Genomic DNA, 26,807 nt, shown 5'->3' with positions numbered 1-26,807 from the left:
GGATCACATGAAGGTGAGAGCTTCAGACGACAGGGCCTGGTGCGGTCGGCGCCAGGAAGTCGATGGCGTGCTCGGTGGTGCCGTCGAGCGCCAGGTCGGCGGCGATCTCGCCCATGGCCGGGGAGAACTTGAAGCCGCTGCCGGAGAATCCCGCCAGGACGACGATGTCCCGCTCGCCGGGCAGATGGCCGACGAGTGGGTGCCCGGACTCGGTGTACCCCTCCATGTAGACGGAGAGGCGTACGGGGTCGGGGTTCAGGTCGGGCATGAGTTCGCCGATGAGTTCACGGAAGGTGCCGAGCTCGGCCGGGTCGACGGTGCGGTCGAGGCGTTCCGGGTCGGTGACCGGCAGATGGCGTGCGAAGGACAGCCCGATCTTGACGGACACGCCGTCGGGCGAGGGCAGTCCGTAGCAGTCGTGGGGTGCGCTGCGGACGAACGAGGGGGCGCCGCCCGCGAACCAGTCGTGGGTGGTGGGGATGTGCCAGGAGCTGACCAGCCGGCGGATCTCGACCGCGCGCGGAAGATCCGGGAGCAGCGTGTTGATCCAGGGGCCCGCGGTCACCACCGCGGTGTCCACCTGGTCGGTGCCGTGGTCGGTGACGACGTTCACCCCGCCGCCCGCCGCGGGTGCGAGCTCGCGCACCGGCGTGTAGCGGTGCAGGCGGGCGCCCAGTTGCTCGGCGCGCCCGGCGGCGGCCTGGACCGACGCCTCGGGCCTGATGGTGCCGCCCCTGCGGTCGAGTACGGCGGTGTGTCCTTCGGGGAGGCGGTGCTGGGGGTAGCGGCGGGCGAGGGCGGCGCGGTCCAGCACCTCGTGATCGAGCCCCTGGGCGGCGCTGACGGAGAGCAGGGTCCGCATGGGCGCGGAGGCGCTCTCCCCCATGATGAGCGAGCCGTTGCGGTGGCGCAGCGCACGGCCCGTCTCCTGCTGGAGCCGGTCCCACAGCCGGTCGGCGAGGCGCAGCAGCGGGACATACGCGGGCTCGCTGAGGTGGGCGGCGCGGAAGATCCGGGTCTCGCCGCCCGCCGCGCCGCGGTCGTGGCCCGGGGCGTACCGGTCGTAGCCGACGACGTCGGCGCCGCGGGCGGCCAGGCGCCACATGGCCTGGCTGCCCATGCTGCCGGCGCCGATCACCGCGACACGTTTCCGGGTGCTCATGCCGCTCCTTCGGTCGCGTACCGTCCGCGGCCGTGGACAACGGCCTCGGTCGGGGGGGGTGACCTTCACTTTCGTCGCGGCCGGCGAAGCGGGTCAACACACACTCTGTTCCGTCGGGAGGCCTTGTCAGAACGTTGTGTCCGCCCGGGCGGCAGAGCCTCAGGAACGTAACGTCGCGTCCGCTGCCGTAACATCACGCACCTTGACCCGGTGACGGCCCGCTGTCAGGGTGACCACGGTGCCCTGGAAGAAAGCACCGCCCATACCACCAAAACAGCCCTCGGCTCCGCATTCCCTGACGATCCGTGACGTCCTGCGGCTGCCCGTACTCGTCGAGGGACTCCCCCGCGTCCTGGCCGGTGAGTCCCGGCTGGACCGCACCGTGCGGTGGGTGCATGTCACCGAGTTGCTCAACCCGGCGGACTTCCTCGAGGGCGGCGAGATGGTCCTGACGACCGGGATGCCCTACCCCGAGGACACGTCGAGGCTGCGTGGCTACGTCGACCAGCTCGCGGACGTGGGTGCGGCGGGCCTGATCGTGGAGCTCGGCCACCGCTACCGGAAGGTGCCCGACGAGCTGACCGCGGCGTGCCGCGCACGCGACCTTCCACTGATCGAACTCGCCCGCGGCGTCCGGTTCATCGACGTCACCCAGACCGTGCACGCCCTCATCCTCGACGCCCAGGGCGAGCTGCTGCGCCGCGGCCGGCGCATCCAGGACGTCTTCACCGGACTGACCCTGCGCGGAGCCACCCCCGAGGAACTGGTGCGGACCACGGCCGAACTCACCGGTGTCCCCGTGGTCCTGGAGGACCTGACGCACCGGGTCATGATGTGCGACCTGCGCGGCCGGCCGTACGAGCCGGTGGTCTCGGCCTGGTCCCGGCGCTCCCGGGCGGCGCCGACCCCGCAGCAGGTGGAGCCGAGCGGACCGGAGGGGTGGCTGGTGGCCCCCGTGGAGGACCACAACGGTCCGTGGGGCCGGCTGATCCTGCTGGACGGCCGGCAGGAGCCGGACGCCGACCCGGAGCATGTCCTGGTGCTCGAACGGGCCGCTGTCGCCCTGACCATGGCACGGCTGGCCGGATCGGCCCGGTGGGAGCGCCGCGCCCACCGCTCCGTGCTGCGGGACCTGCGCGAACGGCGCTTCCGCTCCCCCGCGGACGCCCGCGCCCGCGCCGAGGCACTGGGTCTGCCCGCCTTCGGGCACCGGCTGTTCGCCGTGCTGATCCGCCATGCCAGAACGGACAGCGACGGCGAGCACCTCGACGAACGGATCGCGAAGGAACTGGCGCGGACCGGCGTCCGTGCCCTGGTCGGCGAGATGGCTCCGGGGCAGATCGGCGTACTCCTCGCCCTCGCCCGGGCCAGCGCCTGGCAGCCGGTCGCCGAACGGATCGGCCGCCTCGCCCGCGAGGAACTCGGCCCGGACTCGGTCGTCGCGGTCGGTCCCGGCGTCACCGACCTCTCCGGGATCGCCCGGTCGTTCGAGGAGGCCGCGCAGACCGTCGACGCCATGGCGCCGGGACGCACGGACCGGTGGTTCTACGTCCCCTCCGACATCGGACTGCCGGAACTCCTGCGCGTGCTGCGGGACGACACCCGTCTCCAGCGGTACGCGGAACGGCAGTTGGCACGCCTCATCGAGCACGACGACCGCAACGGCGGTGACCTGCTGGTCTCGCTGCGCGCCTATCTGACGGCGGCCGGCAACAAGTCGGTCGCGGCGAAGCAGACGGGCATGTCCCGGCAGGCGTTCTACCAGCGTCTGCACACCATCGAGCGGCTGCTGGGCTGCGATCTCCAGTCGGGCCTGCAACACACCGGGCTGCATGTGGCAGTCCTCGTCATGGATACGCAGGAGGACCGGGCAGCGGGCTCGTCCGGGCCGTAGGAAAGGGCGGAGGCGAGGGCGCAGGCGACGGCGCGCGGGCCCTCGCCGGTCCCGGACGCGACGTATCGCCCGCGGGCGGGAGTTCGAGCGTGAACCGCGTACGGCCCGGCACGCTGTCCACCTCGATCCGTCCCCCGTGCGCCGCCGTGATCGCCGCCGCGACGGCGAGGCCCAGGCCGGAGCCGCCCGATCCGGCGTCGGGGCGGGAGCGGGAGCTGTCGGCGCGGGTGAAGCGTTCGAAGACGGTGGGCAGGAGGGCGGGCGGGATGCCGGGGCCGTCGTCGCGGACGCGGAGGACGCAGCGGGCGTCCGTGGCCTCGACGGACGTGACCACCGTGGTGCCACCAGGCGTGTGTGTCCGTGCGTTGGCCAGCAGGTTGGCCAACGCCTGACGCAGCCGCGTCTCGTCGCCGACGACCAGCGCGGGGGCGTCGAGGGGCAGCTCCAGCTGCCAGTCGTGGCCGCCGCCCACGGCCCGCGCGTCCCACACCGCCTCGGCGGCCAGCACCGCGAGGTCGACCTCGGCGGACCGCAGGGGCCGGCCCTCGTCGAGCCGGGCCAGCAGGAGCAGATCCTCCACCAGGCCCGTCATCCGCGCCGACTCCGCCGAGACCCGGCGCCAGGCCAGCACCGGCTCGATCGGGTCGGTGCCGCGGTTCATCAGCTCCGCGTATCCGGCGATGGAGGCGAGCGGCGTGCGCAGTTCGTGGCTGGCGTCGGCGAGGAACCGGCGCATCCGCTCCTCGCCGCGGCGCCGTTCGGCGATCGAGGACTCGACGTGGTCGATCATGCGGTTGAGCGCGGCGCCGACCTGGCCGGTCTCGCTGCCGGGGACGGTATCGCGCTCGGGCACCCGGGTCAGGCCGCTGACCTCGCCGCGGCCCAGCGGGGCGCGGGAGACCTCGACCGCGGTGGCGGCGACCCGGCCGAGCGGCCGAAGTTGCCGTCGTACGACCACGGCGCAGACGCCGCCCGCGAGAGCGAGCCCGGCGCCGGCCACCCCGGCCTCGACCGCGATCAGGTGGCGGAGCATGTCCTGGACCTCGCCCATCGGGAGGCCGGTGAGGACGAGGCTCCCGTCGGCGTCGAGGGCGGAGACCCGGTAGGTGCCCAGGCCCGGAATCGTCCGGTTGTGCGGGGAGCCGTCGGCCTCGACGCCTGCGAGGGAGGCGCGCTGGCGGGCGGTGAGCGCCCGCGCGCCACCGTCCCGGGTCACGACCTCTGCGGTCATGATGTCCCCGTCGTCGTCGAGCCGGGCCGCGAGCGTGCCGGCCTCCTGCCCCGGTGCGGTGCGGAACCCGGGATCCGCGTCGCTGCCCGGCCCGGACCGGACCGCGTCCGCACCGCGCTCCGCGGCGGTGGCGACCCGCTGGTCGAGCCGGCCGAGCAGGTAGGCACGCTGGGCCAGGACCATGGTGAGCGCCATGGCCAGGCAGACGCCGACGAGTACGACGCCGAGGAAGACGAGGAGCCGGGTGCGCAGGGACCGCCCGCGCAGAGGCACGCTCATCTCCCGTTCTCCGGGTTTCGGTTCAGGGGGATGCCAGACATGTCGCAATCCTGACCCCGCCGGCTGAGGGAACCCTGTGCTCCGACTGAGCCGCAGCCGTGCGACCGGGCCCGTGGCCGAAGGGGGCATTGGCACTCCTCGGCCACTGGATTCCCTTGAGCCGCTTTCCGCGCAGCGCTCACTCTGATCACTGGCTCCCGCCCACCAGGCCGGGAGAGTTCAGCGTTCAGCGTTCAGGGGAGGAAGTCCACACATGCGAAGACTCCACGCCCTCTGGGCCGTGGCAGCCGCGGGCGGTCTGCTCACGGGGGCCGTCACGCCCTCAGTGGCCGATCCCGCGTCCCCGGTCACCAAGCCGGCCACCAAGCCCGGCACCACGAGCACACAGACCGTCACCCTCATCACCGGCGACACGGTCACCCTCACCACCGCCGCGGGCGGCAAGTCCGCCGTCGACGTCCGGCGCGGCAACGGCCGCGCGTCCGCCACCTTCCTGTCGAGCGAGCAGAACGGGGAGGTCAGCGTCGTACCGAACGACGCGATCCCGCTGCTTCAGGCGGGCCGTCTCGACCCGGCCCTGTTCAACGTCACGCAACTCCTCAAGCAGGGGTACGCGGACACGAAGACCGGCGCCATCCCCCTGATCGCCACCTACCGCCAGGGGAACACCACCCCCGAGGGCGCGCGCAGGACACTGTCCCTGCCCGGCATCGACGGCGCCGCGCTCACCGCGAAGAAGTCCACCGCCGAGAAGTTCTGGGCGGACATCGCCCCCGACACCGAGAAGACGGCCGCCGAGCCCACGGCCAAGGCGGCCAGGCAGCTCGACGGCGGCCTCGACAGGCTCTGGCTGGACGCCAAGGTCAAGGCGTCCCTCGACGTCAGCGTCCCGCAGATCGGCGCCCCCGAGGTGTGGCAGGCGGGCTACGACGGCAAGGGCGTCAAGGTGGCCGTCCTGGACACGGGCGTGGACGCCGGACACCCGGACCTCGCGGGCAGGATCGAGGAATCGAAGACCTTCGTGCCCGATCAGGCGGTACAGGACGGCCACGGCCACGGCACCCATGTCGCGTCCACGATCGCCGGCTCGGGCGCTGCCTCCGACGGCAAGCGCAAGGGCGTGGCGCCGGGAGCGGAGCTGATGGTCGGCAAGGTCCTCAACAACGCGGGCTCCGGCCAGTCGTCGTGGATCATCGCCGGCATGGAGTGGGCGGCGGCCTCCGGCGCGGACATCGTCTCCATGTCCCTCGGCGGTACGGCCTCCGGCCCCTCGGACCCGCTGAGCGAGACGGTGGACGAGCTGTCCGCCTCGACCGGCACCCTCTTCGTGATCGCCTCGGGCAACTCGGGCCCGCGGGAACAGACCGTCGGCACGCCGGGCATCGCCGACTCGGCGCTCACGGTCGGCGCGGTCGACAAGTCCGACAAGCTCGCCTCGTTCTCCAGCCGTGGCCCGCGCCCCGGCGACTACGCGGTCAAGCCGGAGATCACCGCGCCCGGCGTCGCCATCACGGCGGCCCGCGCCTCCGGTACCTCCATGGGCACGCCGCTCGACGACAACTACACGGCGGCCAACGGCACTTCGATGGCGACCCCGCACGTGGCGGGCGCGGCGGCGCTGGTCGCGCAGGCCCATCCGGACTGGACGGGCGAGCAGATCAAGCAGGCCCTGGCCAGTACCGCGAAGACGAACGCCGACAACTCCGTGTTCCAGCAGGGAGACGGCCGGGTCGACGCCGTACGGGCGGTCAGGCAGAACGTGTTCGCCACCTCGACGCTGAGCTTCGGCAAGTACGAGGACGGCGACACGGAGGTCGACAGCAAGGAGATCACGTACACCAACACCACTGGCGGGCCCGTTGAGTTGAAGCTCTCGTCGTCCCTCGCCGGTGTCACCCTGGGGGCCGGCACCGTGACCGTGCCCGCGAAGGGCACCGCCACGGTCCCGGTCGGCGTCGACCCGGCGAAGCAGGCGCAGGGCCGGTACGCGGGCCACATCACCGCGACGGCCGACGGCATCCTGGTCACGACGGGTGTCGGCTTCGAGAAGCAGCCGAAGAAGTACGACCTGAAGGTCTCCCTGGTGGGCCGCGACGGCAAGCCGACCACCGGGGCGTCGCTCTACACATTGCAGGAGCTGAACGGCGCCTACGCCAACGCCTACGGCTACGTGGGCGCCACCGGGACCTGGGAGGTCCCGGCCGGTACGTACTCCATGGCCACCTGGATCCACGACCCCGACGCGGGCGGCGTGGCCGTCGGCACGTCGGTCGTCGGCAACCCCGAGATCAAGGTCGACGGGGACACCGAGGTCACGCTCGACGCCCGCAAGGCGGTGGAGATCAAGCCGAAGACCAAGGAGGACGCCGAGCACCAGGGCTTCACCACCTCGTGGCACCGCGAAGGACCGGGCAGCTCCTGGGGGTTGACGTACAGCCAAGGCCCCTGGACCGACCACGTCTATGTGGCGCCGACCGAGAAGGTCACCGAGGGAACCCTCGAGTTCTACGCCAAGTTCCGTTTGTACGCGAAGGAGTTGACGGCGAGCGTCACCAGTCCCGAGAAGTACGCGCTGCCGCTCGAATACGCCAACACGTACAACGACTTCCCGGTGAAGATCACCGGCGACCGGAAGGTACAGGCCGTGGACGCGGGCGCCGGTACCGCGGCCGACTTCGAGGGGCTCGACGTCAAGGGCAAGGCGGCGGTGGTCGGGGTCGCCGCCGACACCTGGGGGCCGGACGAGGCGATGGCCAACGCGGCCGAGGCAGGCGCGAGTTATCTGATCGCCTACCGCAAGAAGGCCGGTCACTGGCTCACGGCCGTGGACAGGGCGACGATGCCGGTGATGATCGCCACCGGCGAGGACGGCGAGAAGCTCACCACCCTGCTGAAGAGCGGCAAGAAGGTCACGCTCAAGCTGGGCGGGACAGAGGTCAGCCCGTACGTCTACAACGTGACCCTCCCCCAGTCCGGAGCGATCTCGCCGGACCAGACGTACCCCCTGGACCGCTCCACCACGGCGAAGGTGACGACCCGTTACCGTGCGGGCAGAGCAGGCGAGTTGGGGGCGGACACGGTCTACACCTTCCGCCCCTGGCAGCTGGTCGCGGTCGAGACCAGCGACTACATGCAACTCGGCCGGGAACGCACCGAGTACTTCAACGTGAGCCCCGACACCCGCGTCTGGCACGCCGTCTACCCGTCCTGGGAGTCGTTCGGGGCCCAGTGGAACACCTTGCGGACCTATGCCAAGGCAGGCAACCGGCCGAGCGAGGACTGGCTGCGCCAGGTCGTACGCCCGGCGACGAGCACCGAGTACGGTCTCTCGGAACGCACCGGCGACAAACTCACCCTCCAGGTACCGGAGTTGAGCGACGCGACGCCAGGTCACTACGGGTACGTCAGAGACGTGAGCGACACCGCGCAGGGCAAGCTCTACGCGGACGGTCAGCTGGTCGGCGACTCGGCGATCGGCGGGTACGGCGTCTTCGAGGTCCCGGCGGCGAAGGCCTCGTACCGCTTCGTGCTCGACACGCAGCGCAAGGCCGACTGGACGCCGTACTCGACGAGCACCCACACCGAATGGTCCTTCGCCTCGGCGCACACCGACGCGGAGACGGCCCTGCCCCTGCTCTCGGTCGGCTACGACCTGGACGGGCTCGACCTCCTCAACCGCGCCGAGTCCAAGCGGGAGTCGGAGCTCCGCCTCTCCGTCCGGGATCAGGAGGGGAGCGTCAAGGCCAAGGCTCTCAAGGCCTGGGTCTCGTACGACGACGGAACCTCCTGGAAGGAGGCGAAGGTCCGCAACGGCAAGGCCGAGATCAAGCACCCGAAGGGCGCGGAGTTCGTGTCGCTGCGGGTTCAGGCCTCCGACGGTGCCGGAAACCAGGTCGATCAGACCGTGCTGCGAGCGTATGGCCTGAAGTAGGAGCGGCGCCAAAAGCGGTGCGGCAGCCTTAACAAAGATCCTCTAGCGTGCCGGGCCATGGTGAACACGGCATACGACTCGGCACTCAGACAGACCCCCGTACCCAGACAGACCCCTGCCGCGAGCCCCTGGGCCGCGGTGGGGGTCTCCGCCTTCGACGAGCTGTTGTACCAGGCCATACTCCATCAGCCCGACGCGGGCGCGGCCGGCTGGGCACAGCTCACCGGCGCGTCCCCGGCCCGGGTGCGCGAGGCCTGTGACCGGCTGCTCACGCTCGGTCTGCTCCAACAGCCCGACTCCACAGGGGGGTTACGGGCCGTCGATCCGCGCGTGGCGATCCGTGCCCTGATCCGTCGGCGCGAGACCGAGTCCGAGCTGCTCGCCGCCACCGCCGACGAGATGGCGACGGCGTACGAGGCGGGGCTGCTGCGCGAGGAACCGTCGCGTCTGGTCGACATCGTGTCGGGCGAGGGTGCCAACGCCGCGCGTCTGGAGGAGCTGTACGCGCGCGCCGAGCACGAGGTGTGCGTCTTCGACACCCCTCCGTATCTCGCCCCGCGCACCCCGCAGTTGGACCTCCAGGCGGATCTGCTGAGTCGCGGCATCGTGTATCGCACGGTGTACGCGGCCACCGCCCTGGAGGACCCGGCCGTGCTGTACCACGCCTGGAAGATGGTCGAACTCGGCGAGCAGGCCCGGGTGTTGCCGACCGTGCCGGTCAAACTGCTGGTGGTCGACGGCCGCAGGGCGATGCTCCCGCTGGCCGCCTCCGCCGCGGGCGGCTACTGCGCGGCGGTGGTACGGCACTCCGCGGTGACCGAAGCGCTGCAGAAGCTCTTCGAGCTGGCCTGGCAGCAGGCGACGCCGCTCGGTCAGCCGGTCGCCGACGGTGGCCTCACCGAGGGCGAACGGGCGTTGACGAGGCTCCTCGCCGCCGGCATGAAGGACGAGGCGGTGGCCCGGCACCTGGGGGTGAGCCTGCGTACCCTGCGCCGGCGGGTGAGCGAACTACAGGAGCGGCTGGGTGCGGCGAGCCGCTTCCAGCTGGGGGTACGGGCGGCACAACGCGGCTGGGTGTGACGGTATGACGCGAGGGGCCGCACCCCTGTGTCCTACCAGGGATGCGGCCCCTCGACCGCCGTACCGGACCGCTTAGTTGATCCCTTACTTGCGGATCAGGCTGCGCAGCACGTACTGCATGATGCCGCCGTTGCGGTAGTAGTCGGCCTCACCGGGGGTGTCGATGCGGACGACCGCGTCGAACTCGACGCCCGTGTCGGTGGTGACCTTGACCGTGCGCGGCGTGGTGCCGTTGTTCAGCTCCTCGACGCCGGTGAAGGAGAAGGCCTCCTCGCCGGTCAGACCGAGGGACTCGGCGGACTGGCCCTCCGGGTACTGGAGCGGCAGCACGCCCATGCCGATGAGGTTCGAGCGGTGGATGCGCTCGTACGACTCGGCGATGACGGCCTTGACGCCGAGGAGGGCCGTGCCCTTGGCCGCCCAGTCGCGGGACGAACCGGAGCCGTACTCCTTGCCGGCCAGGACGACCAGCGGGATGCCCTGCTCGATGTAGTGGCTGGAAGCGTCGTAGATGAAGGAGACCGGGGCACCCTCGACGGTGAAGTCGCGGGTGTAGCCGCCCTCGGTGCCCGGCGCGATCTGGTTGCGCAGGCGGATGTTGGCGAACGTGCCGCGGATCATGACCTCGTGGTTGCCGCGGCGCGAGCCGTAGCTGTTGAAGTCACGGCGCTCGACGCCGTGCTCGGTGAGGTACTTGCCCGCCGGGGTGTCGGCCTTGATCGCGCCGGCCGGGGAGATGTGGTCGGTGGTGACCGAGTCGCCCAGCTTGGCCAGGACGCGGGCGCCCGTGATGTCCGAGACCGGGGTGGTCTCCATCGTCATGCCCTCGAAGTACGGGGGCTTGCGGACGTACGTCGACTGCGGGTCCCACTCGAAGGTGTTGCCGGTGGGGATCGGCAGCGCCTGCCACTGGGCGTCGCCCGCGAAGACGTCCTGGTAGGACTTGTTGAACATGTCCTCGCCGATGGCGTTCGCCACGACGTCGTTGACCTCGGCCTCGGAGGGCCAGACGTCGGCCAGGTAGACCGGGTTGCCGTCCTGGTCCGTGCCGAGGGCGTCGCGCGTGATGTCCACCTTCATGGAGCCCGCGAGAGCGTACGCGACGACCAGCGGCGGGGAGGCCAGGTAGTTCATCTTGACGTCGGGGTTGATCCGGCCCTCGAAGTTCCGGTTGCCGGAGAGGACCGAGGTGACCGCGAGATCATGGTCGTTGACGGCCTTGGAGACCTCCTCCGGCAGCGGACCGGAGTTGCCGATGCAGGTGGTGCAGCCGTAGCCGACGAGGTTGAAGCCGACCTTGTCGAGGTACGGGGTCAGCCCGGCCTTGTCGAAGTAGTCGGTGACGACCTTCGAACCCGGGGCGAGGGTGGTCTTGACCCACGGCTTGCGGGTCAGGCCCTTCTCCACGGCCTTCTTCGCGACCAGCGCGGCGGCGACCATGACGTACGGGTTCGAGGTGTTGGTGCAGGAGGTGATGGCGGCGACCGTCACGGCACCGTGGTCCAGCTCGTAGACCGTGCCGTCGGGGGCGGTGACCGGGACCGGGTTGCTCGGGGCGCCGTTGGGGGCGACGGCCGGGGCGTCGGAGGCCGGGAAGGACTCCTGGCCCGCCTCGTCCACGACGTCGACGTAGTTGCGGACGTCCAGCTTGAACTGCTCGGCGGCGTTGGCGAGGACGATGCGGTCCTGCGGGCGCTTCGGGCCGGCGATGGAGGGCACGACCGTCGACAGGTCGAGCTCCAGCTTCTCGGAGAAGTCCGGCTCGGCCTTCGGGTCCAGCCACAGGCCCTGCTGCTTGGCGTACGCCTCGACGAGCGCGAGCTGCTGCTCGCTGCGGCCGGTCAGCTTCAGGTACTTGATGGTCTCGTCGTCGATCGGGAAGATCGCGGCGGTGGAGCCGAACTCCGGCGACATGTTGCCGATGGTGGCGCGGTTGGCGAGGGAGGTGGCGGCCACGCCCTCGCCGTAGAACTCGACGAACTTGCCGACCACGCCGTGCTTGCGGAGCATCTCGGTGATGGTCAGCACCAGGTCGGTGGCGGTGGTACCGGGGGTGAGCTCACCGGTCAGCTTGAAGCCGACGACGCGCGGGATGAGCATCGAGACCGGCTGGCCGAGCATCGCGGCCTCGGCCTCGATGCCGCCGACACCCCAGCCCAGCACACCCAGGCCGTTGACCATGGTGGTGTGCGAGTCGGTGCCGACGAGGGTATCGGGGTAGGCCTGGCCGTTACGGACCATGACCGTGCGCGCCAGGTGCTCGATGTTCACCTGGTGGACGATGCCGGTGCCGGGCGGGACGACCTTGAACTCGTCGAACGCGGTCTGGCCCCAGCGCAGGAACTGGTAGCGCTCGCGGTTGCGGCCGTACTCCAGCTCGACGTTCTGCGCGAAGGCCTCGTTCGTGCCGAACTTGTCGGCGATGACGGAGTGGTCGATGACCAGCTCGGCCGGGGCGAGCGGGTTGATCTTCGCCGCGTCGCCGCCGAGCTCCTTGACGGCCTCACGCATGGTGGCGAGGTCCACGACACACGGCACACCGGTGAAGTCCTGCATGATCACGCGGGCCGGCGTGAACTGGATCTCCTGGCTGGGCTGGGCCTGCGAGTCCCAGCCACCCAGGGCACGGATGTGGTCGGCGGTGATGTTCGCGCCGTCCTCGGTACGGAGCAGGTTCTCCAGCAGGACCTTGAGGCTGTACGGAAGGCGGGCCGAGCCTTCCACCTTGTCCAGCCGGAAGATCTCGTACGACTCGTCGCCCACCTGCAGCGTGCTGCGGGCGTCGAAGCTGTTCGCCGACACGACAGTCTCCTTCATTCATGTGCGCGTACCACCGCATCCTGCCGCTACGCCCTCTTGGCCGATCCGCTAAGGTCAGGCTAAGTTAGGTATGCCTTACTGCCATACCGGTGACGGTGTGCGGCCGCGGTGCGCCTCGGCAGATATCTCGATGTCGAGATAACTCTAGTACATGGGGCCGGGCTGGTCATGCCCGGACCCCGCGTTCGGCCGGGCGATTCCGAGGTCATAGGCGAGGATGACGGCCTGAATCCGGTCCCGGACCCCCACCTTCGCCAGGACGCGGCCGACATGGGTCTTCACCGTGGACTCCGCCACGAACAGGCGCTCGGCCATCTCCCGGTTGCTCCAGCCCTGGCCGATGGCGACCAGGATCTCGTACTCGCGTTCGGTGAGGGAGCGCACTCGGGGATCGTCCGCCGCCTTCCGGCCGGATGAGCCGGATGAGCCGGACGAGCCGGACGCCACCTGGGGCAGGTGCCGGGCGTAGGTGTCCAGGAGGCGCCGGGTCAGGGCGGGGGCGATGACGGCGTCGCCCGCCGCGACCGCGCGGATGCCCGCGAGGAGTTCTTCGGGGTGGGCGTCTTTGAGGAGGAACCCGCTGGCTCCCGCGCGCAGGGCGGCGTGCGCGTACTCGTCCAGGTCGAAGGTGGTCAGGATGAGGACGCGGCAGCGGCCACCCGAGGCGACGATACGGCGGGTGGCCTCGATGCCGTCCATGCCGGGCATCCGTACGTCCATGAGGATCACGTCCGGGCGCAGTTCGGCGGCCTGGCGGACGGCCTCGCCGCCGTGGCCCGCCTCCCCGACGACCTCGGTGTCGCGGTTGCTCTCCAGGAGCATGCGGAAGCCCAGGCGTTGCAGCGGCTGGTCGTCCGCGATGAGCACGGTGGTCACGCCGTGACCCCCGCACCGGCCGGCGGGGTCAGGTCGAGGGTGGCCCGCACCGTCCAGCCTCCGCCGGGGGCGGATCCCGCGAGGACGGTCCCGTTGTAGAGAGCCGCGCGTTCTCTCATGCCGGCGAGTCCCACTCCGTCGTCGTCGGGCGGTCCTGGCCGGGCGATGGTGCCGGCCGGGCCGGTGTCGTGGACGTCGATGCACAGCCGCGGGGCCTTGAAGCTCACCGCCAGATCGACGCGGGTGTCGTGGCCGGCGTGCTTGAGGGCGTTGGTGAGGGCCTCCTGGACGATGCGGTAGACGGTCAGCTGGACACCGGGGTCCAGGGCGTCCAGTTCGCCGCCGGTGCGGTAGACGACCTGTGGACCGGCGGTGCGGATGCGGGCGCACAGGGCGTCGATCTCCGCGATGCCCGGCTGGGGGCTGAGCTGAGGGGTGTCGGGCGTCCGGGACTGCTCGCGCAGGACGCCGAGCATGCGGCGCAGTTCGCCCAGCGCCTGGCGTCCGGTGTCACCGATGAGCAGCAGGGCCTGCTTGCCGCGCTCGGGGGCGATGTCCGTCGCGTACGCGCCGCCGTCGGCGAGGGTGATGATGACGGAGAGGTTGTGGCCCACGATGTCGTGCATCTCGCGGGCCACCCGGGTGCGCTCGGTGACGGCGGCCAGTCGGCTGCGCTGGTCGCGCTCGATCTCCAGGCGGGCCGCGCGGTCGCGCAGACCGGCGAGCTGGGCCCGCCTGAGCCGTACGGCCAGGCCCAGCGCGACCGCGGCGATGATGGTGCTGAACAGGAAGAACAGCGCGTCCAGAATCGCCACGCTGTTCGGCAGCCGCACGGCGACCAGAGTCACCGCGCCGGCCGTGACGCAGCACGCCACGGGCAGCTGCCGCAGCTGTCCGTGCAGCACCAGGCTGTAGAGGGCGATCAGCAGGGCGATGTCGGCACGCAGCCAGACTCCCAAGGAGAACTGGAGAAGGAACACCGCGGCGATCAAGGCGAAGGCCAGTGCCGGTCTTCTGCGCCGCCACATCAGGGGCAGTACCAGTCCGGCCTGCATGGCGAGGGTCCCCGGCCAGGGCAGCCGGATGAAGGCCACGTCGAACCCGTGCCGTTCGCCGTCGTGCACCAGGTCGGGCACGCAGAAGATCAGCGCCACGGCGGCGATCAGACCCGCGTCCAGGATCCAGGGGTGGTTCCGGTCGCCCTCCTTCAGCCGTCGGCCGAGGCGGGACAGCCCACTGGCCAGGGGAAAACTCCACAGGAGGTCCGCCTCCGCGGACGGCGGGTGGGAGGGCGCGCTCATCGGCGTCACTGGTCCGTGCTCATGGGTGTCACCTGCTCATTGTGTGTCCCTCCCGGGACGGGGTCGGGCTCAGGCGTCCGTGCGTACGAGACGGTAGGCGGCGCCCGCCAGCGTGAGCGCGGTCCAGCCGAGGAAGACCAGGAGCCCGGCGGTGGGCGACAGGCTCGACGAGTCATGGGTCAGCGCGAACATCGACTCGCCGGCGTTGCTGGGCAGGTACGGGCTGATGTCGTCCTGCCAGGAGGTGGGCAGCAGCGAGATCAGCCCGGGAATCAGCATCAGCGCGCCGACCAGGACCGCGATACCGCCGGCGACCGAGCGCAGCAGCGCGCCCAGGGCCGTACCGATCACGCCGACCAGGCCGAGGTAGAGGCCTGCGCCCAGCAGGCTGCGTACCACGCCCGCGTCGGAGAACGTGAGGGCCGCGGAGGTGCCGGAGAGGATGCCGCTCCCGATCGGGAACGCGACGAAGACACCGACGGTGCCGACGGCCAGGGCCACCAGGCCGAACACCGCCGACTTGGACCACAGCACCGGCAGCCGGCGCGGAACGGCGGCCAGCGTGGAGCGGATCATCCCGGTGGAGTACTCGCCGGCGGTGACCAGCACGCCCAGGACGCCCAGGGCCAGCTGCGCGAAGTTCGTGCCGAACATGGAGAGGCTGAGCGCGGTGGAGCCGACGTCGTCCGGGCGCAGGGGACGACCGGAGTCGAGCTCGGACTTGTAGTGCACGGCGGCGATCACGCCGAACGCGATCAGGAACAGCAGGCCGAGGCCGAGGGTGATCCAGGTCGAGCGCAGGGACCACAGCTTGGCCCACTCGGAGCGCAGGACCCGCCGCCCGGTGACCTGGTACGGCGGACGCGCCGGGCGGGCCGGTGCGGGCGTGGGGCTGTCGGTCACGGTGATGGTGCTCATGCCGCCCTCCCGGGGGTCTCGACGGTGGCGGCGTGGTACTCGACGGCGTCACGGGTGAGGTCCATGAACGCCTGTTCCAGAGAGACGCTCCTGGAGCTGAGCTCGAACAGGGGGATGCCGTGCTCGGCGGCCTTGATGCCGATGGCACGCGCGGTCAGGCCGGTCACGTGCAGCTCCTCGGAGCCGACCTCGCCGGTGATCTCGACACCCGGCCCCGCCAGCACCTCGCGCAGCCGGGCCGGCCGGTCGGACGCCACGGTCACGCTGTCGCCGCCGGCCCGGCGGATCAGCTCCTGCACGGTGGTGTCGGCCAGCAGACGCCCGCGTCCGACGACGATCAGGTGGTCGGCGACCAGCGCCATCTCGCTCATCAGGTGCGAGGAGACGAAGACGGTACGGCCGTCCGCCGCGAGCCCGGTCAGCAGGTTGCGTATCCACAGCACGCCCTCGGGGTCCAGCCCGTTGACCGGCTCGTCGAGCATGATGGTGGCCGGGTCGCCGAGCAGCGCCGCGGCGATGCCCAGGCGCTGGCCCATCCCGAGGGAGAAGGCGCCCGCGCGCTTCCTGGCCACGGACTGAAGCCCGGTCAGCTCGATGACCTCGTCCACCCGGCGGCGCGGGATGCCGTGGGTGAGGGCCTGCGCCATCAGGTGGTCGAACGCGGACCGGCCCGGGTGGATCGACTTGGCCTCCAGCAGCGCGCCGACCTCCTGGAGAGGCGCCGTGTGCTCGGCGTAGTGCTTGCCGTTGACCCGCACGCTGCCGCTGGAGGGCGCGTCCAGTCCGACGATCATGCGCATGGTGGTGGACTTGCCCGCGCCGTTCGGGCCCAGGAAGCCGGTGACCGTGCCGGGCTCGACGACGAAGTCCAGCTGGTCCACCGCCGTCTTCTCCCCGTACCGCTTCGTCAGCTGTTGCGCTTCGATCATCGTTCTTCCCTCGTGCTCGGGAGCCGGACCCTTTCGGCCCTGCTCACCTGTCACGCTAGGAGTTCGTGGGACGGGATCCGTGGTACCGGGTGGGGATCCCTGTAGTACCGCGGTACGACTTCTTCATCGGGAAGTTCAGCCAGGCCGCGGCACACCCGCACCACCAGGCGTCATTGACGGCCCGTCACCCGAATGGACCCCCAAGACATGCGTCATCTCATATCTGAGATAGCCTCACCTCATGGCAGACGACTACCTCGTACGCATCGGCAAGCTCATCCGTGACGCCCGGCAGCACCGGGGCTGGACACAGTCGCAGCTTGCCGAGGCGCTCGGCACCAGCCAGAGCGCCGTCAACCGCATCGAACGCGGCAACCAAAACATCAGCCTTGAGATGATCGCTCGAATCGGTGAAGCACTGGACAGCGAAATCGTCTCTCTGGGCTACGCGGGCCCGATGCATCTGCGTGTGGTCGGCGGTCGTCGGCTGTCCGGCGCCATCGACGTGAAGACGAGCAAGAACGCGTGCGTGGCGCTGCTGTGCGCCTCCCTGCTCAACCGGGGGCGCACGGTGCTGCGGCGGGTGGCCCGCATCGAGGAGGTGTACCGCCTGCTGGAGGTACTGAACTCCATCGGCGTCCGCACCCGCTGGATCAACGACGGCGTCGACCTGGAACTCGTGCCGCCGGCCGAGCTGGACATGGCGGCCATCGACGCGGACGCCGCCGTACGGACGCGGTCCATCATCATGTTCTTCGGCCCGCTGCTGCACCGCATGGACAACTTCAAGCTGCCGTACGCCGGCGGCTGCGACCTCGGTACGCGGACCATCGAGCCGCACATGATCGCGCTGCGCCGGTTCGGCCTGGACATCGCGGCGACCGAGGGCCAGTACCACGCCCAGGTCGACCGGTCGGTCCGCCCCGACCGCCCGATCGTGCTCACCGAGCGCGGCGACACGGTCACCGAGAACGCGCTGCTCGCCGCCGCGCGGCACGACGGCGTCACCGTCATCCGCAACGCCTCCTCCAACTACATGGTCCAGGACCTCTGCTTCTTCCTGGAGGCGCTGGGCGTCAAGGTCGAGGGCATCGGCACCACCACGCTGACCGTGCACGGCATGCCGACCATCGACGTCGACGTGGACTACTCCCCCTCCGAGGACCCGGTCGAGGCGATGAGCCTGCTGGCCGCCGCCGTCGTCACCGAGTCGGAGCTGACGGTCCGCCGGGTACCCATCGAGTTCCTGGAGATCGAGCTCGCGGTCCTGGAGGAGATGGGCCTCGACCACGACCGCACACCGGAGTACCCCGCGGACAACGGCCGTACGCGCCTGGTGGACCTCACCGTCCGGCCCTCCAAGCTGGAGGCGCCGATCGACAAGATCCACCCGATGCCCTTCCCCGGCCTGAACATCGACAACGTCCCGTTCTTCGCGGCCATCGCGGCCGCAGCGCAGGGCAAGACGCTGATCCACGACTGGGTCTACGACAACCGCGCGATCTACCTGACGGACCTCAACCGCCTCGGCGGCCGACTCCAGTTGCTGGATCCCCACCGGGTACTGGTCGAGGGCCCGACCCGCTGGCGCGCCGCCGAGATGATGTGCCCGCCCGCGCTGCGGCCGGCCGTGGTCGTCCTGCTGGCGATGATGGCGGCGGAGGGCACGTCCGTCCTGCGGAACGTGTACGTCATCAACCGCGGTTACGAGGATCTGGCCGAGCGGCTGAACTCGGTGGGGGCGCAGATCGAGATCTTCCGGGACATTTGATCGACCGTCGGAGCGCACTTCTCCTGCCCAGCCGTCAGAGCAAAGCCCCAGCGGTGATGGGCAGTTCGCGGATGCGGCGGCCGGTGGCGTGGAAGACCGCGTTGGCGATGGCGGGTGCCACGCCGACGTGGACGACCTCCCCGAGGCCCTTGACGCCGAGAGGGCCGGCCTCGCGGTCCTGCCCTTCCAGGTAGATCGCCCGCAGGTCGGGGATGTCCGCGTTGACCGGGACCAGGTAGTCGGTGAGGTTGGCGTTGACGATCCGGCCGTCGCGGGGGTCGGTGAGCGTGCGCTCCAGCAGGGCGGAGCCGATGCCGCCGACCATCCCGCCGAGCGCCTGGCTGTCGGCCAGCTCGGGGCTGATGATGCGGCCCGCGTCGTACACGCCGAGCATGCGCCGCACCCGGACCAGGCCCAGCCGCCGGTCGACGGCGACCTCGGCGAACGTCACGCCGTAGGCGTACATCGACAAGCGTGCCCGATCCGGCGTGTAGGACCCGTTCGCTTCCAGGCGGGCGCGGTTGTTGCGGGTCAGCAGCTGCCTGTACGTCTCGCCGCGCGCGAGGTCGTCCTTCACGTGCAGCCGGCCACCGCGCACGACGATCTCGTCCGCGTCGACGCCGAACAGCGGCGAGTCCTCGTCCTCGACGGCGAGCCGGATCGCCTGCCGCCGCAGCTTGTCGCAGCCGTCCTGGACGGCGGAGCCGACGCTGGCCATGGTCATGGAACCGCCGTGCACCGGGGCGGGCGGCATGGTGGAGTCGCCGAGCCGGAAGGTGACGTCGCGGACGTTGAGTCCGAGGGCGTCGGCGGCGAGTTGGGTCATGGACGTGTAGGTGCCCGGGCCCATGTCGCTGGACGCCGACTGGACCAGGGCGGTGCCGTCGGCCTCCAGTCCGACCGACGCCCGCGTCGCCGCCCTCTCGGTGGGGTAGACGCCGCTGGCCACGCCTGTGCCGATCAGCCAGTCGCCGTCTCGGGCGGAGCGCGGCCTGGGATCGCGGTGGGCCCAGCCGAACTCGCGGGCCCCGACCGTGAGGCACTCGCGCAGCCGCCGGGTGGAGAACGGCCGCCTGCTGGAGGGGTCTTCCCGCGGCTCGTTCCGCAGCCGCAGCTCGATCGGGTCGACGCCCAGTTCATACGCCAGCTCGTCGATGGCCGACTCGACGGCGAAGGCCGCGGTGGAGAAGCCCGGCCCTCTCATCCAGGTCGGCGTGTTGACGTCCAGTGGCACGGAGCGGTGCGTCTGGCGGACGTTGGGCGTGTTGTAGAGCATCTGGCCGAGGGCCAGGGCGGCTTCGCCGTGCGTCTCGTAGGAGGAGGTCTCCGACCGCAGGTCGTGGATCATCGCGGCCAGCCGCCCGCGCCGGTCACTGCCCAGCCGGATCCGGTACTCGTACCTGGGCCGGAAGCCCACCCCGAAGTACAACTGGCGTCGGCTCAAGGCGAGTTTGACGGGGCGCCCCACCTCTCGTGCGGCGAGCGCGGCGACGACGGAGTGCACCCAGACGCGCGCCGCGTTGCCGAAAGCACCGCCGACGAAGGGTGAGATGACGCGCACCGACTCCACCGGGATGCCGAACACGGCGGCGTACTCGCTCCGCGCGCCGAGCACCCACTGGCTCTTGTCCCACACGGTGAGCCGGTCGCCGTCCCAGCGGGCGACGGTGGCGTGCGGCTCCATCGCGTTGTGGTGGTTGCGGGCGGCCCGGTAGGTCATCTGGAGGCGTACCGCGGCGGTGGCCAGAGCCGCGTCCGCGTCGCCGCGCTCGTAGCTCCGCGGTGGGCCGGGCGGCGCGTCGGACAGGTCGGTCGAGGGCTGTTGGGTGTCGTAGCGCACCTTCACCAGGCTCGCGGCGTGCTCGGCTGCCTCCAGGCTCGTGGCCACGACGACGGCGATGGGCTGCCCGAAGAACCTGATGCGGTCGTCCTGGAACGCCCTCAGCGGCTTTCCCGGCGGATTGGCGGAGTCCGGGTCGTCGCGGTACGCCAGCCGGGGCGCGTTGCGGTGAGTGATCACCTTCAGGACGCCGGGCGTGCCCTGGGCGTCGCGGGTGTCGAGTCGGGTGATGCGGCCCCGACCGACGCCGCTGTCGACGATCACGGCGTGCACGATGCCGATGTCGTGGTCGGCGGCGTATTTCGCCGCCCCGGTGACCTTGAGGTGCCCGTCCACGCGGGACATCGGTGCGCCGACCGCTGCCTGCGGCTGCGGAGTCACTGGTCACCTCCCACGATGCGCAGCTGGCGTTCAACCGTCCGCTTGAGCAACTCGACCTTGAAGCGGTTGTGCCGGAGGGGGCGGGCACCGTCCGCCGCGCGTTCGGCCGCTTCGGCCCACAGCCGCTTCGACGGGCGTTCGCCGATGAGGCGCCGCTCGACGGCGGGCAGCTTCCACGGCACCGTGCCGACGCCGCCGGCCGCGACCTTCGCCTCGCGGATCACACCGTCCCTGATGTGCAGGGCAACCGCGGCGGAGGTGAGGGCGAACTCGTACGACTGCCGGTCGCGCACCTTCAGATAGCCGGACTTCAGCGGGCGCGGGTGGTCGGGGATCTCCACGGCCGTGATCAACTCACCTTGTCTGATGGCTTGTTCGCTGTTCGGGGTGGTGCCGGGCCGCAGCAGGAAGTCGGCGAGGGACACGGTGCGCGGGCCGTCCGAGCCCGTCAGGTGAAGCCTCGCCTCCAGTGCCGCGAACGCCACGGCCACGTCGGAGGGATGAGTGGCGACGCAGGCGTCGGAGGTGCCGAGAATCGCGTGCGTGCGGTTGAAGCCCTTGTGGGCCGCGCAGCCGGAGCCCGGCTCGCGTTTGTTGCAGGCAGCCGTGACGTCACGGAAGTACGGGCACCGGGTGCGCTGCATGAGGTTGCCGCCGATGGTCGCCATGTTGCGCAGCTGGGCGGATGCGCTCAGCTCCAGCGCCTGGGAGATGACGGGGTACAGAGCGCGCACCTTGGGATCGGCGGCGGCCTCGGCCATCCGCACCAGCGCGCCGATGCGCAGCCCCCCGCGCTCGGTGACGCTGACCTCGCCCAGCGGCAGGCCGGTGATGTCGACCAGTGTCCCGGGGCGTTCGACGGTCTCCCGCATCAGGTCGACGAGCGTGGTACCGCCGGCGATGTAACGCCCGCCGCGTTGACCGGCGTTGACTGCCTCACGGGTGTCGAAGACGCGCGTGTAGGTGAAGGGGTGCATGGCCGCACCTCACTTCCGGCCCGCGGCTTGCCCGACCGCGCGCACGATCTTCACGTAGCAGCCGCAGCGGCAGATGTTGCCGCTCATCCACTCCCGGATCTCCTCCGCCGAGCCGGTGTGCCCCTCCTGGATGCAACCGACGCCGGACATGATCTGGCCCGGAGTGCAGAAGCCGCACTGGAACGCGTCCTGGTCGACGAACGCCTGCTGTAGTGGATGCAGCCGACCGCCGTCGGCCAGAGCCTCGATCGTGGTGACCTCGGCGCCCTCCAGCCGCACCGCCAGCGTCAGGCACGAGTTGACTCGCCGCCCGTCGACCAGCACCGTGCACGCCCCGCAGGCCCCGGCGTTGCAGCCCTTCTTCGACCCGGTGAGCCTGAGGTGCTCGCGCAGCAGGTCCAGCAGCGAGGTCCGGTTGTCGACCGTGACGGTGTGCCGCTTGCCGTTGACGTTCAGCGAGACTCGGCTGCTGGGTGGCGGATCGGCGGCGGCAGCGTCATCGGCGCCGAACGGAACCGCGCCCGCCATGGGACCGTCGGCGACGACTGCGCCGCCAAGGGCGGAAGTCGTCACGATGAAGGTGCGCCGGGAAAGCCGGGACGGAGGGTTTTCCGACGGACCGGCAGGCGCGTCGGGAAGTTCGGTTGTCAACGGGCGGCGCTCTCTCGAATCGGCGGAATCGGTGAGGTGCCGATCAGGTTCCCATCACCGACATCGGCCGCGACGAACACCACGCCGTCAATCTCGTTCTTACGCCTCGTTCTTACGCGTTCGCGGTACTCGTGCGTGCCTTCTTGGTGGTCTGCCGCGGCACCTCCGATCCTTCCTGAAGATCGGCGGCGAACACCTCGGCGGTCGCCTCGGCAGCGATGTCACTCAGATCTTCATTGATCTCGTGAGCGACTCGCTTGGCATCCAGCACCAATTTCACGGAGGACTTGACGGTCCCTCGCGCGATCTTCTTGATGAGAGGTGCTGAAACCGCTCCAACCAAGAAGACGGGAATCACAGGAAGCATAGTCAGTGCAGCCCTTCTCGCAGTCCGTCGGGTCCCCGACAGTGTTCTCGGAATTCCACTTTAATGCCCTATGTGGTTGCGCCACCAGAGTGATCCATGATGTTCACCCTTTCGGGTGCACCCTTGGCACAATTGATCTTTTCCGTCTCCGCCTGACCTACCGTGCAACATGGGGCAAGCTGTAGGTACCAAAGTTCAGATTGATTCAGGAGTTGGCATGGAGAATTCCGCACCCGGTGAGGCCACTGCCGCTACAGAAAACGCGATGGAGGAAGTCCTGTATTCCGCCGAAGTGCGCCACGCGAAAGGGAGGTGCACGCTGATTATCAGCGACCACCTGCACGGCAACGTGGAGGTTTATGCGGTACCCAAGAGGACTGTAATGAAACTCCCGTTTTATCTTGCGATGCTCAGGGACAAACTTTCTTGATGGCGATCCGCCGGTCATGCCTGGCGCTGAGCCACCAGGGGCAGTGGCGGTCGGGAGCCCTCGAGCAGGGACTGAGCCAGAACGCTGTACAGGGTGTCGTTGGGCCCGTCGGCGATGCGGAGTCCCCGGATGTCCCGAAGGCGCTTCTCCATGGGGGTGGCACGGGTGTATCCCTCGCTGCCGTGCAACTGGAGAGCGATGTCGACGGCGCGGTAGGACGCATCCGTGGCAAGGGCCTTGGCGGCGGAGCAGGCCGCCACGTCGACGCCGTCTTGGCCCTGGCCGATCCGCTCCAGGAGGGAGAAGCACCAGGCAGTCGCCGCTTGGACCTCGGCTGCCGCGGTGCCGAGCCGGGACGCGACAGAGGGTACGTTCACCAGCGACGTCCGGCCGACACTGCGCCGGCAGGCACGGGCCATCGTCTCCTCGATCGCGGCGGTCGCCGCACCCAGGCAGACCAGCCCCATCATTAAACGCCAGTTGGAGAAGTGCGTGTCGAAGATCCATCGGCCGTCGCCGGGTGCCCCGAGCAGGAGATCCTTGCCGATGCGTACGTGGTCGAAGTGCAGATGGCCCATGCTCCAACCCCGCAGGCCCAAGGGGGCGGTGGTCTCGGTGAAGATCCCGGCGGTCGCCGTCGGCACCCAGAGCGCCGACAACGGCACCTTGCGCAGCCACGCACCGTCGGTGTCCCGCACGGCAGCCTGCTCCGGACCGACCACCTTGCAGAAAACGATGAATCCGGTGGCCTCTTCCACCCTGCTGACCAAGCCCTTCGTACCGGAGAGCAGCAGATGATCGCCATGGTCGACCGCTACGGTCCGCAAGCCGCGCAGGTCCGAGCCGGAATGCGGTTCGCTCGACGCCACACCCGCCAGCTCGCCACGACGCACCACACGGTCGCGGACTTCCCGCACGACGACGGGCGTGCCGTATCGCAGGGCCATGGCACCGTGTGCCGAGCTGAAGATCTCCCGCGCATCGCAGTCCCGTCGCCCGGCCAGAAACATGGCCAGCCCCTGGGCCACTCGCCGAAGGCCCGGAGGAACGACCGCAGCCACGTCCTGGCCTCCCGTCAGGCCACGACCGTTACCCGGCTCGGCCGGTGCGCAGGCCAGGTCGAACCCCGTCAGGCCGGCTTGGGCGGCGCGCTTGCGCAGATCGAGCCAGGGCGGCCGAGCTGACTCCTCGGTGACGGGGTCGGGCAGGTTCGTGTCGAGGAAGTCGGTGACTCGGGAGGTGAAGTCCTCCAGAACAGGGTGGCGGGAAAGGGCGGCGCAGGATTCTGAGAAAAACACGGCGGTGTCCTTGGCTGCTTGAGGAATGAGCGGATACAACCGAGGCAAAAGACCGTCAGCTTGACCTCACCGTCCGCCGTCCGTGGCCTCGGCAAGGGTGCGCGGCCGCATGTCGGTCCACACCTTGTCGACGTAGTCGAGGCACGCCTGCCGGGTGTCCTGCGGATGGGCGACGATCCAGCCGTCGGGTACCTGGGCAAAGGCCGGCCACAACGAGTGCTGGCCCTCGTCATTGACGAGCACCAGAAAGCGGGCTTCATCGTCTTCGAACGGATTGTTCGCCTGCGTCATGTCAGCTCTCCTGGTTTTCCTCACCGGTCCCCGGTGATCGGGCTCCGGCGTCAGGCAAGTGCCGGTTTGCCGGCCTGTAGCTTCCAAAGGGTGGTGTAGGTGCCGCCGCGCGTCACGAGTTCCTCGTGCGTGCCTTCTTCGGCCACCAGTCCGCCAGGGCCCATGACGTAGATCCGGTCGGCGCCTTGGACGGTGGACAGCCGGTGGGCGATGACGATCATCGTGCGGTCCGCTCCGAACACTTGGAGAGCCTTCTGGATAATGGCCTCGGTCTCGTTGTCGACGGCGGAAGTGGCCTCATCGAGGATGATGACCGGGGGATCGCGCAGGATGGTGCGGGCCAGCGCGATGCGCTGTTTCTGCCCGCCGGACAGTGCGGCGCCGCGTTCACCGACCCGGGTGGCGTATCCGTCAGGCAGGGCGTCGATGAAGGCGTCGGCCCCGGCGGTGCGGGCGGCGGCGACCAGTTGCTCGTCAGTGGCGTGGAAAGTGCCGTAGCGGATGTTCTCCGCGATCGTCGCGTCGAACAGGAACGGTTCCTGGGTGACGTATCCGATCGCGCGGCGCAGGTCGGGCAGGGCAAGGGTGCGTACGTCGGCGCCGTCGAGCAGTACCTGTCCACGGTCGGGATGGTGGAAGCGCATGAGCAGTTTGGCGATGGTGGTCTTGCCCGCGCCGCTGGTGCCGACGATGCCGGTGGTACGGCCGGGAGGAATGACCAGCGAGGTGCCGCGGAGCGCCGGTGACCGACCGGGGTAGGAGAAGGTCACCTTCCGCATTTCGATCTCCCCTTTCACCTGTTGGGCCGGTACCCGGCGACCGCCCTCGACGGGTTCGAGAGGGAGGTCGTGCAGGCGTTCCACCCGGTGCAGGGCGGTGACGGTGCGCTGGTACTGGTCGGTGGTGCTGCCCAGTCGGGACAGCCGCAGCATGGCGATGCCCGGCATTTCGATCAGGGGGCCGAAGGCCGCGGTCGACAGCGTGCCCCGCAGCACGGCCCGGCCGCCCAGGAGCACCGTGCCGACCAGAGCCGAACCACCGGCCAGTCGCAGGATCTGGGGCGGAATCGCCGAGGTGCGTCCGGTCGAGCGATTGGCTTCGCTGCATTTCTGGTTCAACTCGGCGATACGTGCGATCTCGTGCTCTTCGGTGACCGCGGACTTGATGGTGGTGTGGGCATGGAGGTTCTCGGTCACCCGGCTGTTCAACCGTGCTCGCTGCTCGTCGGAGGCGGCGTGGCTGGCGACCGCGCGCTCGTGGAAGCGGAAGGACAGCCAGGCGACGAGCGGGATCGGTGCGAAGGCGATCCAGGAGATCTGCGGAGCGAGCAGCAGGAACGCCGGGACCAGCAACGCGAGGCTGGTACCCATCTGGACGACGTCGTGCATGCTCGAGCCGACGAAGGCGCCGATCTGGCTGATGTCCTCGGACAGGACGGTGTTGACCCGGCTGACCCGCTCGTTCTCCAGGTCGGTCGGCGCCACCTGCTGGACGTGTTCGTAGGTGCGGGTGCGCCAGTCGTCCTCGATGTCCTGCGCCAGCTGGCGCCAGGCGACGCTGGCACCGTAGCCGGAAGCGGCCATGACGAGGCAGGCCGCCCCGGCGGCTGCGACGAGAAGCGACAGCTGGGCGGTGACGCCGGCCACGCCCAGCCCGGCCAGGGTGGTGCTCCCGCCCCTGGCGAGCAACAGCACGATCGAAGGGCTCAAGGCGAACAGCGCCATCTCGCCCAGCTGCGAGATCCCGGACAACAACGCTGCCCAGCGGAACTTCCGTTTGTGCGGGCCGATGATGCGCCGTATGGCGTGGCGGCCCGGAGCGGATTCGCCCGACTGCTGCTGTGCGAGGTCCGATCTGCGCCACGCTCGCCGGACGACGGCTGCCGTCGCTCCGGCTGCCAGTCCGAGAGTGACCAGCGGGCGACTGAGCAGCTTCAGGAGAAAGGGGCCGCCGGCAACGGCCGCCGCTGCCACACCTCCGGCCCCGATCACCCTGGGAAGCCAGCGTCCAGTGCCGCCTGCTCGGCGGCTGCTGTGGGGATCGGCGCGGGAGTGACGTGTTCCCGTCCCGTCAGCCTCATCCGGCTGGAGGGCGGAGTTGCGGCCCAGCATGTCCGCCGCGGTTCTGCGCAGGGCTGCCAGTGTCCGGTCGACTGCCCGGCGCAGCAGCTGGGCGACCTCCCGAGGACTGATGGTGCGGTCGTGCCGCACCAGCACCCGGCCGGTGACCGGGCTGACGCGCACCTCCTCGATGCCCGGGGCTTCAAGGAGTGATGCCTCGGTCAGCCGCGCCAAGGAGGGTCTGCCGCGGACATGGTGGAGTTCCCAGCGTTGGCGACCGGGAACGATCGAGCGCGGTCGCATCCTCGCTCTCGTGCAAG

At 70.1% G+C, this 26,807-nt stretch carries 19 protein-coding genes; 5 read left to right on the top strand and 14 right to left on the bottom strand.

The window, feature by feature from the left end:
• Positions 1–22 precede the first annotated feature (22 nt).
• Complete coding sequence (gene solA, locus AB0I77_RS03785; protein WP_363280698.1) at positions 23–1,162, bottom strand: N-methyl-L-tryptophan oxidase; 1,140 nt, start codon at positions 1,160–1,162, stop codon at positions 23–25.
• A gap of 238 nt (positions 1,163–1,400) precedes the next feature.
• On the opposite strand from solA, the gene AB0I77_RS03780 reads away from it, so the two are divergent.
• Positions 1,401–3,056, top strand: a complete 1,656-nt coding sequence (locus AB0I77_RS03780) for a PucR family transcriptional regulator ligand-binding domain-containing protein (protein ID WP_363280697.1) — start codon at positions 1,401–1,403, stop codon at positions 3,054–3,056.
• Here AB0I77_RS03780 and AB0I77_RS03775 read toward each other — a convergent pair.
• Complete coding sequence (locus AB0I77_RS03775; protein WP_363280696.1) at positions 3,010–4,566, bottom strand: ATP-binding protein; 1,557 nt, start codon at positions 4,564–4,566, stop codon at positions 3,010–3,012. The two genes, AB0I77_RS03780 and AB0I77_RS03775, sit on opposite strands and share 47 nt — an antisense overlap.
• Positions 4,567–4,819: 253 nt before the next feature.
• Between AB0I77_RS03775 and AB0I77_RS03770 the strand changes: the two genes are divergently transcribed.
• Positions 4,820–8,497: a S8 family serine peptidase gene (locus AB0I77_RS03770; protein WP_363280695.1), complete on the top strand. Its 3,678-nt coding sequence runs from the start codon at positions 4,820–4,822 to the stop codon at positions 8,495–8,497.
• Positions 8,498–8,554: 57 nt separating this feature from the next.
• On the top strand, positions 8,555–9,577 hold the full coding sequence (locus AB0I77_RS03765; protein ID WP_363280694.1) for a LuxR C-terminal-related transcriptional regulator: 1,023 nt from the start codon (positions 8,555–8,557) through the stop codon (positions 9,575–9,577).
• A gap of 84 nt (positions 9,578–9,661) precedes the next feature.
• Here AB0I77_RS03765 and acnA read toward each other — a convergent pair whose 3' ends face one another.
• The 5 genes from acnA to AB0I77_RS03740 form a co-directional block, all read right to left on the bottom strand.
• Complete coding sequence (gene acnA / locus AB0I77_RS03760) at positions 9,662–12,379, bottom strand: aconitate hydratase AcnA (RefSeq protein ID WP_363280693.1); 2,718 nt, start codon at positions 12,377–12,379, stop codon at positions 9,662–9,664.
• A gap of 162 nt (positions 12,380–12,541) precedes the next feature.
• A complete protein-coding gene (locus AB0I77_RS03755) occupies positions 12,542–13,273 on the bottom strand; it encodes a response regulator transcription factor (protein ID WP_363280692.1) in 732 nt (243 codons plus the stop codon).
• Positions 13,270–14,574: a sensor histidine kinase gene (locus AB0I77_RS03750; RefSeq protein ID WP_363280691.1), complete on the bottom strand. Its 1,305-nt coding sequence runs from the start codon at positions 14,572–14,574 to the stop codon at positions 13,270–13,272. Before AB0I77_RS03750 ends, AB0I77_RS03755 begins: the two co-directional genes overlap by 4 nt.
• 69 nt (positions 14,575–14,643) lie before the next feature.
• Positions 14,644–15,492, bottom strand: a complete 849-nt coding sequence (locus AB0I77_RS03745) for an ABC transporter permease (RefSeq protein WP_363280690.1) — start codon at positions 15,490–15,492, stop codon at positions 14,644–14,646.
• Positions 15,489–16,421 (bottom strand): ATP-binding cassette domain-containing protein, encoded by a 933-nt coding sequence (locus tag AB0I77_RS03740; RefSeq protein ID WP_363280689.1) that lies wholly within the window; start codon positions 16,419–16,421, stop codon positions 15,489–15,491. The genes AB0I77_RS03745 and AB0I77_RS03740 overlap by 4 nt, the downstream gene beginning before the upstream one ends.
• Positions 16,422–16,662: 241 nt before the next feature.
• Here AB0I77_RS03740 and AB0I77_RS03735 point away from each other — a divergent pair, with 241 nt between their 5' ends.
• A complete protein-coding gene (locus AB0I77_RS03735) occupies positions 16,663–18,192 on the top strand; it encodes a UDP-N-acetylglucosamine 1-carboxyvinyltransferase (RefSeq protein WP_363280688.1) in 1,530 nt (509 codons plus the stop codon).
• Between the two features lie 34 nt (positions 18,193–18,226).
• On the opposite strand, the gene AB0I77_RS03730 is transcribed toward AB0I77_RS03735, so the two are convergent.
• From AB0I77_RS03730 to AB0I77_RS03715, 4 genes are all read right to left on the bottom strand, one after another.
• A complete protein-coding gene (locus AB0I77_RS03730) occupies positions 18,227–20,413 on the bottom strand; it encodes a xanthine dehydrogenase family protein molybdopterin-binding subunit (RefSeq protein ID WP_363280687.1) in 2,187 nt (728 codons plus the stop codon).
• Positions 20,410–21,390: a xanthine dehydrogenase family protein subunit M gene (locus AB0I77_RS03725; RefSeq protein WP_363280686.1), complete on the bottom strand. Its 981-nt coding sequence runs from the start codon at positions 21,388–21,390 to the stop codon at positions 20,410–20,412. The genes AB0I77_RS03730 and AB0I77_RS03725 overlap by 4 nt, the downstream gene beginning before the upstream one ends.
• Positions 21,391–21,399: 9 nt before the next feature.
• Positions 21,400–22,041, bottom strand: coding sequence for a (2Fe-2S)-binding protein (locus AB0I77_RS03720; protein WP_363280685.1), 642 nt, complete (start codon positions 22,039–22,041; stop codon positions 21,400–21,402).
• Positions 22,042–22,153: 112 nt separating this feature from the next.
• Entirely contained in the window at positions 22,154–22,408 is a 255-nt protein-coding gene (locus AB0I77_RS03715; RefSeq protein WP_363280684.1) for a DUF5132 domain-containing protein, read from the bottom strand.
• 217 nt (positions 22,409–22,625) lie between these two features.
• On the opposite strand from AB0I77_RS03715, the gene AB0I77_RS03710 reads away from it, so the two are divergent.
• Positions 22,626–22,838 (top strand): hypothetical protein, encoded by a 213-nt coding sequence (locus tag AB0I77_RS03710; RefSeq protein ID WP_363280683.1) that lies wholly within the window; start codon positions 22,626–22,628, stop codon positions 22,836–22,838.
• A 14-nt stretch (positions 22,839–22,852) separates the two neighbouring features.
• Here the strand turns inward: AB0I77_RS03710 and AB0I77_RS03705 are convergent, their stop codons facing one another.
• From AB0I77_RS03705 to AB0I77_RS03695, 3 genes are all read right to left on the bottom strand, one after another.
• Positions 22,853–24,136, bottom strand: coding sequence for an acyl-CoA dehydrogenase (locus tag AB0I77_RS03705; protein ID WP_363280682.1), 1,284 nt, complete (start codon positions 24,134–24,136; stop codon positions 22,853–22,855).
• A 66-nt stretch (positions 24,137–24,202) separates the two neighbouring features.
• Complete coding sequence (locus tag AB0I77_RS03700; RefSeq protein ID WP_363280681.1) at positions 24,203–24,427, bottom strand: MbtH family protein; 225 nt, start codon at positions 24,425–24,427, stop codon at positions 24,203–24,205.
• 50 nt (positions 24,428–24,477) lie between these two features.
• Positions 24,478–26,721 (bottom strand): ABC transporter ATP-binding protein, encoded by a 2,244-nt coding sequence (locus AB0I77_RS03695; protein ID WP_363280679.1) that lies wholly within the window; start codon positions 26,719–26,721, stop codon positions 24,478–24,480.
• Positions 26,722–26,807 lie beyond the last annotated feature (86 nt).

The organism is Streptomyces sp. NPDC050619, from assembly GCF_040654815.1.
Lineage (GTDB): Bacteria > Actinomycetota > Actinomycetes > Streptomycetales > Streptomycetaceae > Streptomyces.
The sequence above is the reverse complement of the archived record's forward strand: the minus strand, read 5'-3'. Positions and strand labels throughout refer to the sequence as shown.

Coding starts and splice junctions, on each gene's coding strand:
- AB0I77_RS03770 (WP_363280695.1), top strand. CDS start 4,820: ATGCGAAGACTCCACGCCCTCTGGGCCGTGGCAGCCGCGGGCGGTCTG.
- AB0I77_RS03765 (WP_363280694.1), top strand. CDS start 8,555: ATGGTGAACACGGCATACGACTCGGCACTCAGACAGACCCCCGTACCC.
- AB0I77_RS03775 (WP_363280696.1), bottom strand. CDS start 4,566: ATGAGCGTGCCTCTGCGCGGGCGGTCCCTGCGCACCCGGCTCCTCGTC.
- AB0I77_RS03710 (WP_363280683.1), top strand. CDS start 22,626: ATGGAGAATTCCGCACCCGGTGAGGCCACTGCCGCTACAGAAAACGCG.
- AB0I77_RS03745 (WP_363280690.1), bottom strand. CDS start 15,492: ATGAGCACCATCACCGTGACCGACAGCCCCACGCCCGCACCGGCCCGC.
- solA (WP_363280698.1), bottom strand. CDS start 1,162: ATGAGCACCCGGAAACGTGTCGCGGTGATCGGCGCCGGCAGCATGGGC.
- AB0I77_RS03750 (WP_363280691.1), bottom strand. CDS start 14,574: ATGAGCGCGCCCTCCCACCCGCCGTCCGCGGAGGCGGACCTCCTGTGG.
- AB0I77_RS03725 (WP_363280686.1), bottom strand. CDS start 21,390: ATGCACCCCTTCACCTACACGCGCGTCTTCGACACCCGTGAGGCAGTC.
- AB0I77_RS03715 (WP_363280684.1), bottom strand. CDS start 22,408: ATGCTTCCTGTGATTCCCGTCTTCTTGGTTGGAGCGGTTTCAGCACCT.
- AB0I77_RS03700 (WP_363280681.1), bottom strand. CDS start 24,427: ATGACGCAGGCGAACAATCCGTTCGAAGACGATGAAGCCCGCTTTCTG.
- AB0I77_RS03740 (WP_363280689.1), bottom strand. CDS start 16,421: ATGATCGAAGCGCAACAGCTGACGAAGCGGTACGGGGAGAAGACGGCG.
- AB0I77_RS03735 (WP_363280688.1), top strand. CDS start 16,663: ATGGCAGACGACTACCTCGTACGCATCGGCAAGCTCATCCGTGACGCC.